Origin of the sequence: Pseudomonas protegens, from assembly GCF_003732485.1 — a bacterium.
GTDB lineage: Bacteria > Pseudomonadota > Gammaproteobacteria > Pseudomonadales > Pseudomonadaceae > Aquipseudomonas > Aquipseudomonas protegens_B.
This window is the reverse complement of the sequence record NZ_MOAK01000080.1, coordinates 54,313-65,719: the sequence shown is the minus strand read 5'-3', so window position 1 is coordinate 65,719 and position 11,407 is coordinate 54,313. Positions and strand designations below refer to the sequence as shown.

Below are 11,407 nucleotides of genomic sequence, written 5' to 3'. Positions count from 1 at the left end.
CCTGCCACAGCAGTTCAGCGGCTTGCTCCAGGGGCAGGAGCGAGGCTTGGAACTGTTGAGCCAGAGCCTGGCGCTGCTCGTTCCAGAGCTGCTCGCCGAGCGCCTGGAGCTGTTCCGGCAACTGCTGGAGGAATTGTTCCAGGTGCTGAAGTATTTCCGTGAGCGTCGCCTTGGGGGATTGCACGCCGAACAGCAGGCCGGTCTGGCCATTGCGTTGGCGGATGGCGCTGAACACCGCATAACCCAACTGCAACTCCACCCGCAGGCGCTGATAGAACGGCGTCTGGCAGAGTTGGCCCAGCAGGCGCCAGGCCGCTTCATCGGCCAGGCTGGTGCCGGGCGTCGGGCAAAACAGCAGCAGGGCCTGTTCGCTGGATGCCCCGGGGTGCGTCAGCCAACGATAGGCGGCGTCTGGCGGTGATGCTTGGTACAGGGCCGTCTCTGCTGTTCCCGGCATCTTGTGCAGCGCTTGGCCGAGGGCGTCCTGAGTGCCGGCTGACAGCGCCAGGGCCAGGCCATCCCATCGAGCACCGGCCCACAGGGCTTGCAGGGTTTGGGGGGGGGCAACTGTCGGCCCGCCGGGTTGTGGCTGCTCGCTGAAGGCCTTGAGCAACTGACGGATCGGCATCAAGGGGGCATTGTCTGTCGTAGCTGCGCTCTCCAGCCAGGACGATTCGGCGGGCTGGTTCAGTTGCTTCAGCGCCTGTTGCAGCACTGCGGGCAGGGGTTGCTGCAGTCCACTGAGTTTGAGCACCCAGTCTGCGCCACTGTTGGAGAAGCTCAGTGCTACTCCGGCCTGGCCGGCATCGCCGCGCAAGGGCGCCAGGTTGTGCAGCAGGCGCTCGTACAAGCCGGCAGGAGCGGGTGAAGCCAGGCGCCAGCGCAGAATCAAGGCCCCTTCGCGGTTATCCGCAGGCAGGGCCTGACTGACGTTCAACGCCGAGCTCTCTCGCCGGCTTCGCGAACGATCCTGGGCGAAGGTGCGTAGTCCTCGGTGCGCGCTGGTCTGCCCGCGAATCAGTCCTGCCCGCGGTGCCTCGGCGCTGCTGCGCAGGAAAGGGTTGCCCGGTGGCAGGCGCCACTCGCTGCTGAAGTTATCCACAACCTGCGGCTGCAACTGCACGAGCAGCACCTTGAGGGCCTTGAGTCCTTGCATATCCAGCTCGCCGACGGTTTGCCGGCTGTCCCGTTGGGCCAACTCCAGGGCGCTGCCGACTTGCAGCTGGCGTTGTTGCAGCAAGGCATATTCTGTTCGCAGCGCTGGCCAATCGTCCTGGGCGCTGAAGAAACCCAGCCAATCCGCCAGCAGTTCGCGGACCTGGGCCGGGGCCGTCGCCTCTGTTGTGCTCAGGTTCAACTGCAGATGCAGCAAGGCTTGCCCGGCAAACTGGTACAGCGTCTGCGCCTTCAGGCTTTGGGCCAGTTGGCGTTGCTGGAGTCCGGCAAGCAGCCCACCCGGTTTGGCGGACTGCAGCCAGGTGCTGAGAAAATCCAGTGCGGGCGCCGCGCCCTCGGGCAGCTGTTCAAGGGTGAACAGCAGGTCCAGACGGTGAGCATCGAGCTGTTGATAAGTGCCGATGCCGGTAGTCGACAGTGCAGGAGGCACGCTCTGCTCAAGGCGCTGGCCTTCCGGTAGATCTGCGCCATAGCGTGCGGCCAGGGCGCGGAGTTCCTCCAGAGGCTGTGGCCCGGCGAGGCTCAGGGTCATTTGCCCGGCTTGGTAAAAGTCTTGGTGAAATTGCTGCAGCGCTTGCTGAAAAGCCTGGCTGGGCAGATTGAGGCTGTAGCGGTTGCCGGCATGGAAGGCCCGCAGCGGGTGAGCGGCGGACAGGCCATCGAACAGCGCAAACTGGCGTTGCGCCTCCCCATCCCGGGACCAGGCGATAAATTCCGCATGCAGCACTTCTCGTTCCCGGCGCTGGTCCTCAAGGCTCATCCGCGGTCGGGCGAGCATGTCGCACAGACGCTCCAGGCCGCCGGCCAGGGCGCCGACCGGCAGCTCGAAAAAGAACTCGGTCGCGCGCTCACAGGTCTTGGCGTTGAGTTGTCCTCCCTGGGCTCGTACAAAGGCCATCAATCCCTGTTCAGCGGGGAAGCGCTCGGTGCCGAGAAACAGCAGGTGTTCCAGGAAATGCGCCAGCCCGGGCCAGGCCAGTGGTACGTCGTGGCTGCCGGCAGATACCCGCAGCGCGGCGGCGCAACGTTTCAAGTGAGGGGCATGACGCAAGGACACCCGCAGGCCATTGGCCAGGGTTTCCACGTGAGGCAGAGGGTGGTTCAGCGCGGGCATGAGCACTTCCAGAACAAAGAAGCGCCCATGCTAGCGGATATCCCCGGATCAGCGCTTGCTCAGGTCGTCGTAAAGCTCGGGACGGCGATCGGCAAGATAGCGGTTCAATGCCCGGGACTCATGCATCAGCTGACGATCCAGGGTGCCGATGATCAGGGCCTCGTCCAGTCCGGCCAGGGCGATCCGGCTGCCGTCGGGGGCGGCGATGCTGCTCTGGCCGCAATAGCGGATCTGATCTTCCCGGCCGCAGTAGTTGGCGTAGGCCACGTAACACTGGTTTTCGAAGGCGCGGGCGCGAATGGTCACATCGGCGACGAAGTCGTAGGGAATCATGTTCGCCGTCGGTACCAGGATCAGTTCGGCACCGGCCAGGGCCAGGCGCCGGGCATTCTCCGGGAATTCGATGTCGTAGCAGATCAGGAACCCCAGCTTCCAACCATCCAGCTCCACCAGGGGGAAGTCATCCGCGCCGGCGCTGAACATCGAGTGATCAAGGTCACCGAACAGGTGGGTCTTGCGGTAGTTGCACAGGCGCTGGCCGTGGGCGTCGATCAGCTGCACGGCGTTGTAGATCTGCCCGTCGGCACTGCGTTCCGGATAGCCGTAAAGAATGGCCGTACCTGCGGCCTGAGCGATAGCGGCGATGCGCTGGGCCGAAGGGCCGTCCTGGGCCTCCGCCAAAGCGCCGACCGCTTCCACGCCAATGTTGTAGCCGCTGAGGAACATTTCCGGCAGCACCAGCAGATCGGCATCGGTGGCCTCCATGGCCACCTGATGCAAGCGTTGCAGATTGGCCGCTACGTCCAACGGCAATGGCGGGCACTGATACAGGGCGACACGCATGGTCCTCACTCCTCTGACTGGCTGACCGGGCACTGTAGCCGATGTCTCGGGCTTGGCGTACGGTCCGGCGCCAAGCCCCGCAGGGACCTCTCGCCGTTATCCGATGCCGCCGCGATCAGTATTGTTCAATCCGCCAGGGCAATAGGCCCGATCTCATGGAACACATCCCCTGGTCCCGGGTTCTCGGCATGGGTGGCGCCACCGAAGTGTTTCATGATCCCCCACACGGCGTTGAGCGACGTTTGCACCGCGCCCTCGACCCAGGCCGGGGTCCAGGACACATCGTCACCCGCAATGAAGATGCCGCGCTGTTCGGCAGGCATGTCGTCCTGCATGAAGTGCGCGTACATCCGCTGGTTGTAGCGGTAGTGGCCCGGCAGTGCGCCCTTGAAGGCACCGAGGAAGTGCGGATCGGCTTCCCAGGACACGGTGATCGGATCGCCGATGATGCGGCTGGCGATATCCACTTTGGGGTAGATCTTCTTCAGTGCATCCAGGGCCAGCTTCACGCGCTTTTCCACGGGCTGCGGGAGCATCTTCAGGGCATCGCTCATCCACGAGTAGGACAGGCAGATCACCCCCGGCTTGTCGTCGCCGTTGTCGAACAGGTAGGTGCCGCGGGTCAGGCGATCGGTGAGGGTCATGCTCATCAGGTCGCGGCCGGTTTCCGGGTCCTTGTCCTTCCAGAACGGCCGGTCGACCATGACGAAAGTCTTCGATGATTGCATGTAGCGGGTGCGGTCCAGGGCCATCCACATCTTCTGCGAGAACAGCGACTCTTCGCATTCGATCTGGGTGGTCAGCAGCCAGCTCTGGCAGGTGGTCAGTACCGCCGCGTATTCCCGGGTATCGCCCCAGTTGTCGGTGACACTGAAGCGACCGTCAGCGGCCCGGGCAATGCGCTTGACCCCGGTGCGTGGCGCGCCGTTGTGCAGCGAGCTGAGACTGGTACCGGCCGGCCAGTGGGCGCAACGCTCCGGCACGTGGCGCCAGATGCCCAGGGGCACCTGCTCGACCCCGCCCACCACCAGGTGCTGGTGGTCGTCGCAGTTGGTCATCACCACGCGGAAGATTTCCAGCATCGAGTTGGGGAAGTCCGAGTCCCAGCCGCCGGTGCCGAAGCCCACCTGGCCGAACACTTCACGGTGGTGGAACGACAGCTTGGCGAAGGCCTTGGAGGTGGCGACGAAGTCGTAGAACGTGCGGTCGTCCCACAGTGGCACCAGGGTGTTCCACAGCTCCTTGAGGCGCGGCACATCGCGATCGCGGATGGCTTGCTGGATCTCGCTGAAGCGCGAGCCGTCCTCCAGGGCGTCGGCCCAGGCGTCGGCGACCTCCTGGAACAAGGCCGGCAGGTCGGCCAGTTTCTGTGCGTAGTGAGTCTGGCCTTCGAGATCGATGACGGTGCTGCCCGAAGCTGGGGTCAGCGGGTTGGGAAAGGGCTTGGTCTGCAGGCCGAGCTTGTCGACGTAGTGATAGAAGGCCGTGGACGATACCGGGAAGCGCATGCCGCCCAGCTCGGCGATGATCCCTTCGGCGCCTTCGAAGGCCTGGGAGCGCAGGCGGCCGCCCATCTTCGACGCTTCATAGACCACCGGCTTGAGGCCCAGCTTCATCAGTTCGTAGGCGGCTACCAGCCCGGCGATACCGGCGCCGACAATCGCCACTTCGGTGCCGTGCCGGGCTTGGGGAATGCTGCCCAGGCCGGCGGGATGCTCGATCCAGTCGTCGAAGGCGAAAGGGAAGTCCGGGCCGAAAATGGTGATCGGCTTTTTACCGTCTGCAGGATGGCGATTGTTCTTGTTCATGGCTGACCTTGGCGGGCGGCTCAGCAGAGTGCTGAGTATAGGAAAAGATGGCAGCCATTCTAGGGAGGATGAAACACGTAAATAAGACGCAAACTGTCGTCGTTATGCGCTGTTATTTATCAGTATGACGAATATATGAGGCAGATTGACGCGGCGGCATTATCAGGCTGTACGCCTCACAGCGCATGCCCGCGATCGATCTTACTGCTGAGGATGATCGAAGTGGTGGTCTTTTCCACGCCATCGACGCTGCCGATCTGATCCAGCAACTGGTCCAGCTGTTCCGGCGAGTCGGTGCGCAGCCAGGCCACGTAGTCGAATTCGCCACTGACTGCGCACAGTTGCTGGACCTGAGCCATGCCGCTCAGGCGGCGCAGCACTTCCTTGCCGGAACGCGGCTGGACCTTGATGCCCACATAAGCCTGCAAACCGCCGTCGATCACCCTTTGACCGAGACGCACGCCATAGCCGGTGATGACCCGGGTCTTTTCCAGGCGCGCCAGGCGCGAGGTCACGGTGGTACGGGCGATACCCAACTGCCGGGCCAGCATCGCCACGCTTTCGCGAGCGTTGATCTGCAGGGCGGCGATCAACTGCCGGTCGACTTCGTCAAGAACGGGAGGGCGGGTATCGGACAAGATGGGCTCCAGCACGGCTATCGGGGGAGCGCACATGTTACAGCCTCGCGCCAACCCTGGCTGCTGGTCCCGGCGCGTGCCTGGATCGGGTCTACGCTCAGCCGGTCAGAAGTTTTTTGAAACAAATGACCTGCGACAAGTTGTCATAAGTAACTGGTTAGTACATTCTCGCGACCTGGTTTTAAAGATGGCTGAGGTTTGATGATGAAAAACACTGGGGCTGCCGCAGGCAGCAAATGGCTGCTCGGGGGACTGGGCATTCTCATTGCCCTGATCGGATTGGGTCTGGCCGGTGGCGGGGGTTACCTCCTCAGCCTGGGAGGCAGCGCCTATTTTCTGCTGATGGGCCTGGCGATGGTGGTTTCCGGCCTAATGATCGCTCGGCGTAACCCCCGTGGCGCCTGGCTGTACGCGCTGGCCTTGGTACTGACTGCGATCTGGGCGGTCTGGGATGCGGGCCTGGAATACTGGCCCCTGGTTTCGCGGGTGTTGACCTTCGCCGTGATCGGCCTGGTGGTGGCGTTGATCTACCCGAGCCTGGTGCGGGCCTCCGGTGCTCGCGCAGGGCGTGGCGCCTATGGGCTGGCGGGGCTATTGGGGATTGGCGTGCTGGCTACCCTGGCCTACATGTTCGTGCCGACCCACGTGGTCAAGGCGAGCAGCGTGCCGGCGATCCAGCCAGTGGCTCCAGGTACTGAACAGAAGGATTGGGCCCATTGGGGCAATACTCCGGCGGGCAACCGTTTCGCGGCCCTGGACCAGATCAACAAGGGCAATATCGATCAACTGCAGGTGGCCTGGACCTTCCGCACGGGCGATCTGCCTGAAAGCAACGGCGCAGGTGCCGAAGACCAGAACACGCCTTTGCAGATCGGCGATACCGTCTACACCTGTACTGCCTACGGCAAGGTATTCGCCCTGGACGCCGACACCGGCGCCGAGCGCTGGAAGTTCGATCCTCAAGGTTTTGCGCCGAACTGGCAGCGTTGCCGCGGCCTGGGTTACTTCGATGCCTCCGCGAACCCGGTGAACACCTCAACCACTACGCCGGCCGCTTGTACCAGGCGCCTGTTCCTGCCCACCGGCGATGCGCGCCTGATCGCCATCAACGCCGAAACCGGCAAGCCCTGTGAAGACTTTGGCGACCGGGGCACTGTCGACCTGAAAACCGACATGGGCGAAATCAAGCCGGGTTACTACCAGCAGACTTCCACTCCGCTGGTAGCCGGGTCCCTCGTGATCGTGGGCGGCCGGGTGGCGGACAACTTCTCCACTGGAGAGCCGCCGGGCGTGGTACGTGCCTTCGATGTGCGCAGTGGCGAGCTGATGTGGGCCTGGGACCCCGGTAACCCCAACACCACCAAGCGTCCGCCTGCGGGGGAAACCTATACCCGTGGCACCCCCAACGTCTGGTCGGCGATGTCCTATGACGCCAAGCTGGGCCTGGTGTACCTGCCTACCGGTAATGCCACCCCGGACTTCTTCGGCGGCCAACGCACCGAGTTCGATGACAAGTGGAACTCCTCCATCGTCGCCCTCGATGTGAAGACCGGCCAGGTGCGCTGGCACTTCCAGACCACCCACCACGACCTCTGGGATTTCGACCTGCCGGCGCAGCCGCTGCTGTACGACATCCCGGACGACAAGGGTGGTGTGCAGCCGGCGCTGGCGCAAGTCACCAAGCAGGGCGAGATCTTCGTGCTCAACCGCGAGACCGGTAAACCCATTGCTCGGGTGGAAGAGCGGCCGGTGCCCCAGGGCAATGTGCCGGGTGAGCGTTACTCGCCGACCCAGCCGTTCTCGGTGGAAATGCCGTCCATTGGCAACCAGACCCTGACCGAATCCGACATGTGGGGCGCAACGCCCTTCGATCAATTGATGTGCCGCATTCAGTTCAAAGGCATGCGCCATGACGGTGTGTACACCCCGCCAGGGCTGGATCACGCACTGCAGTTCCCAGGCTCCCTGGGGGGCATGAACTGGGGCAGTGTGTCGGTGGATCCCACCAGCAACTACATGTTCGTCAACGACATGCGTCTGGGCCTGGCCAACTACATGATCCCCCGGGATCAGATCGCTGCCGGTGCCAGTGGCATCGAAATGGGCGTGGTGCCTCAGGAAGGCACGCCGTTCGGCGCCATGCGCCAGCGCTTCCTCTCGGCGGCGGGCATTCCTTGCCAGAAGCCACCGTTTGGCACCATGTCGGCCATCGATCTGAAGACCCGCAAGCTGGTATGGCAAGTACCGGTGGGTACCGTGCAGGACACCGGGCCGTTGGGGATTCGCATGCACTTGCCGATCCCTATCGGCATGCCGACCCTGGGCGCCTCCCTGGCGACCCAATCCGGTCTGTTGTTCTTCGCCGGCACCCAGGACTTCTACCTGCGGGCCTTCGATACCGGCAATGGCAACGAAATCTGGAAGGCACGCTTGCCGGTAGGAAGCCAGTCGGGCCCGATGACTTATGTTTCGCCCAAGACCGGGCGTCAGTACATCCTGCTCACGGCAGGCGGCGCTCGTCAGTCGACGGACCGTGGCGACTATGTAATTGCCTACGCGCTGCCGAAATAGACGCCGCGTCACAGCACTCTGAAAAAGCCGCGCCCTGCGCGGCTTTTTCATGGGTGAAGACAAGACGCGTCAGCTCAGGGTGACCTTGGCGAAGGCTGCGCGGAAACGCTGCATGTCCTGTTCCGAACCGACACTGACCCGGGCCCAGTTCGGCCAGTTGTCCCAGACCCGACCAATCTTCACGTGCTGCGCAGCCAGGGCATCGACGAGTTCCTGGGCCGGCCGCCTGAGGTCGATCATGAAGCAGTTGGCCTGTGACGCGGTGCAACGGAACCCGCGTTTTTTCAGCCAGGCGATGGTCTCGTCACGCAACTGGTTGTTGAGTCGCTTGCGCTCGGCCAGCAGCCCTGGCTCCTCCAGGCTGGCGATGCCGCCGAGCAAGGTCGAAGCGGCCGGGACGTTATAGCCGCCAAAGATTTCCAGGCGCTCCAGCAGTGCTGGCTGGCCGACGGCGAAACCCAGTCGTGCCCCGGCCATGCCGTAGATCTTGGAAAAAGTCCGCAGTACCAGCAGTTCCGGGTGCTCCTTGACCAGGGGAATGCAGGTGCTGGCGTCGGAAAAATCGATATAGGCTTCGTCGATCACCAGCACTGTGCCTTTGGCTTTGCGGGCCAGGGCCTGTTCGATGTCTTGCCGTGGCGTCAGGGTGCCAGTGGGGTTGTTGGGATTGCACAGATAGATCAGCCCGGGACTGCGGTCGACGGCGAGCATGGCCGGCAGGTCGTGGCGGTGATCGGCCCCGAGAGGGACTTCGTGCACCATGACCTGACGGCCTTCGGCGGCTTCCCTGGGGGCCTCGTAGGAGGGGCTGGCCATCACCAGGCTGCCACTCTGGGTGAAGGCCATGACGGCATGCTGCAACGCACTCTTGGAACCACAGAAGCTCTGGACGTGATCCTCGGCAATGCCCTGCTGCCGGGCGAAGAGCGCGTTGAGTCGGTACTGGATCTTGTAGGGGTAGCGACCGCTGAGGGCTATGCCCTGTTGCATGGCCTGGCGGGCGGCGGGGGAAGGACCCCAGGGGCTTTCGTTGAAGTTGATCAGAACATCGGAGGGAGAGGGGATGGGTGGTGGTGCGGGTTCAGCCGCCTGACTCCAGCCAGGCAATGAAAGCAGCGGCAAGGCTGTCGCGAGCCCCACCAATGATCGGCGCGTGATCTCAACCATCGATAAATCCTTTTCTTATCGAGAAAGACGCCCAGGCGTCTTTTGTCCGGTTGGACATGGTTATGACGGGGAGTGGTGAGCGGGATTTACGGTGGCGCTTTAGTGGCAGGCGTTGATTGACGCAGATCGCCAGACACAAAAAAGCCGCGCATTGCGCGGCTTTCTGGTTTGGTGGGCCCACACGGACTTGAACCGTGGACCAAAGGATTATGAGTCCTCTGCTCTAACCAACTGAGCTATAGGCCCTCAGTAGGCGGCGGATTATAACGATGGTTTCTCGGCTGTGCTATCCGAAAAGTCGGAAACCCGGATCTGCAGGAAGGTTGTGCAGAACTCCTCGGCTTCCAGGGGCAGGCTGACGATGTAGCCCTGGATCTGCTCGCAGCCTTCGAGAGTGAGGAAGGTCTGCTGGGCCTGGTTTTCCACTCCTTCGGCAATTACCGTGAATTGCATGCTGCGCCCCAGGGCGATGATGGCGCGGACTATCGCCACATCGTGAGGGTCGTCCGGCAAGCCGCGGACGAATGATTGGTCGATCTTGAGAAAATCCAGAGGCAGGCGCTTGAGATAGCTCAAGGACGAGTAGCCGGTGCCGAAGTCGTCAATGGCCAGTTGCATCCCCAGGCGTTTGAGCTGATGCAGTACCTCCAGGGCTTCTTCGGCCTGGCTCATGATGAAGTTCTCGGTGATTTCCAACTGCAGCAACCCAGGCTGCAGGTCATAGTCGCGCAACAGTTGTTCGATGCGGCCCAGCAGGTTGGGTTGGCGCAACTGGGCGCCTGCGAGGTTCACTGACAGTGGCCCGAAATTTTCGTAGCGCTGACTCCAGGTATGGAGTTGCTGGCAGGCCCGTTCCAGTACCCAGTCCCCGATCAGCAGGATCATGCCGTTCTCTTCCGCCAGTGGAATGAAGTGCTCGGGGGGGACGTCGCCAAAGTTGGGGTGGTGCCAGCGAATCAAGGCTTCGGCCCCCACCAGTTCGTGATTGCTGAGGCTGATCTTGGGTTGGAAATACAGAGACAGTTCTCCACGTTCGATGGCTCGTCGCAGTTCGTGCTCCAGGGCGACGCGTTCACTGGCCTGGGCGGTCAGGTCGCGGGTATAGCGCTCGACCCGGTTGCGCCCCTTGGCCTTGGAGCGATACATGGCGGCGTCGGCGTTCTTGATCAGCGTGGCAACGTCGCAACCGTCCTTGGGGTACAGGCTGGTGCCGATGCTGGCGCTGATGAAGAACTCGTGCTCGCCGGCCTGGAAGGGGGCGGTAAAGCAGTTCAGCAGCTTGGTGGCGATATGGTCGGCGTCGCTGGCCTGATGCAGACCCGGGAGCAAGATGATGAACTCGTCCCCGCCCAGGCGGGCGACAGTATCGATGTCTCGCAACTGCTCCTTGAGACGTACCGCGATGCCTTTGAGCAGCAGGTCGCCCACCGGGTGCCCAAGGCTGTCGTTGATGTGCTTGAAGCGGTCCAGGTCGAGAAACAGCACGGCGCCCTGGCTGCCGTTTTCCTCTTGGCTGTTGAGCGCGGTCAGCAAGCGGCTTTCGAACAAGGTGCGGTTCGGCAGTCCGGTGAGGGGGTCGTGGTGGGCCTGGTAGTCGAGGCGTGCCTGGGCGTGCTTGAGGCTGGATATGTCGGCGAATACCGCAACGAAATGGGTGATCTGCCGATCCTTGTTGCGCACTGCGTTGATCGTCAGCCAGTTGGGGTAGAGCTCGCCGTTCTTGCGACGATTGGAGATCTCGCCCTGCCAGTGGCCTTCCAGGGTCAGTTGGTGCCACATCGCCGCGTAGAAGGCGCTGTCATGCAGGCCAGAGGCCAACAGGCGCGGTGTGTGCCCCAGGGTTTCACTTTCGCTGTAACCGGTGATCTCGCTGAAGGCCCGATTGACGGCGCTGATGCGCTGCTGGGTATCGGTGATCATTACGCCTTCGGCGGTGCTTTCAAACACCGTGGCAGCCTGTTGCAGTTTTTCCTGCATCAACTGGCGGTCGGTGATGTCCCGGGCAATGGTCAGCATGCAGTCGTCGTCGCCAATGGGCAGCGGTCGGCTCGACAGTTCACAGAGACGGATCTGGCCATCGTTGCGTCGTA

Annotated in this window: 7 protein-coding genes and 1 tRNA gene; 1 reads left to right on the top strand and 7 read right to left on the bottom strand. The window is 62.8% G+C overall.

Annotated elements, in window-relative coordinates; translation table 11 throughout:
• The 4 genes from pqqF to BLX41_RS21490 all read right to left on the bottom strand — a co-directional run.
• On the bottom strand, positions 1-2,290 hold a 2,290-nt coding region (pqqF, locus tag BLX41_RS21505; protein WP_259745061.1), incomplete at its 3' end, for a pyrroloquinoline quinone biosynthesis protein PqqF.
• Positions 2,291-2,338: 48 nt separating this feature from the next.
• Positions 2,339-3,133 (bottom strand): carbon-nitrogen hydrolase family protein, encoded by a 795-nt coding sequence (locus tag BLX41_RS21500; RefSeq protein WP_123726513.1) that lies wholly within the window; start codon positions 3,131-3,133, stop codon positions 2,339-2,341.
• A 125-nt stretch (positions 3,134-3,258) separates the two neighbouring features.
• A complete protein-coding gene (locus BLX41_RS21495; protein WP_123726512.1) occupies positions 3,259-4,941 on the bottom strand; it encodes a flavin monoamine oxidase family protein in 1,683 nt (560 codons plus the stop codon).
• A 176-nt stretch (positions 4,942-5,117) separates the two neighbouring features.
• Positions 5,118-5,579 carry an Lrp/AsnC family transcriptional regulator gene (locus tag BLX41_RS21490; RefSeq protein WP_123726511.1) on the bottom strand — a complete coding sequence of 154 codons (462 nt, stop codon included), beginning with the start codon at positions 5,577-5,579 and terminating at the stop codon, positions 5,118-5,120.
• Positions 5,580-5,783: 204 nt separating this feature from the next.
• Between BLX41_RS21490 and BLX41_RS21485 the strand changes: the two genes are divergently transcribed.
• Positions 5,784-8,150, top strand: coding sequence for a glucose/quinate/shikimate family membrane-bound PQQ-dependent dehydrogenase (locus BLX41_RS21485; protein WP_123726842.1), 2,367 nt, complete (start codon positions 5,784-5,786; stop codon positions 8,148-8,150).
• A 69-nt stretch (positions 8,151-8,219) separates the two neighbouring features.
• Here the strand turns inward: BLX41_RS21485 and ptaA are convergent, their stop codons facing one another.
• The 3 genes from ptaA to BLX41_RS35910 all read right to left on the bottom strand — a co-directional run.
• On the bottom strand, positions 8,220-9,317 hold the full coding sequence (ptaA, locus tag BLX41_RS21480) for a pyoverdine biosynthesis transaminase PtaA (RefSeq protein ID WP_123726510.1): 1,098 nt from the start codon (positions 9,315-9,317) through the stop codon (positions 8,220-8,222).
• 169 nt (positions 9,318-9,486) lie between these two features.
• Positions 9,487-9,563, bottom strand: a tRNA-Ile gene (locus BLX41_RS21475).
• Positions 9,564-9,578: 15 nt separating this feature from the next.
• On the bottom strand, positions 9,579-11,407 hold a 1,829-nt coding region (locus BLX41_RS35910; protein ID WP_259745060.1), incomplete at its 5' end, for a putative bifunctional diguanylate cyclase/phosphodiesterase.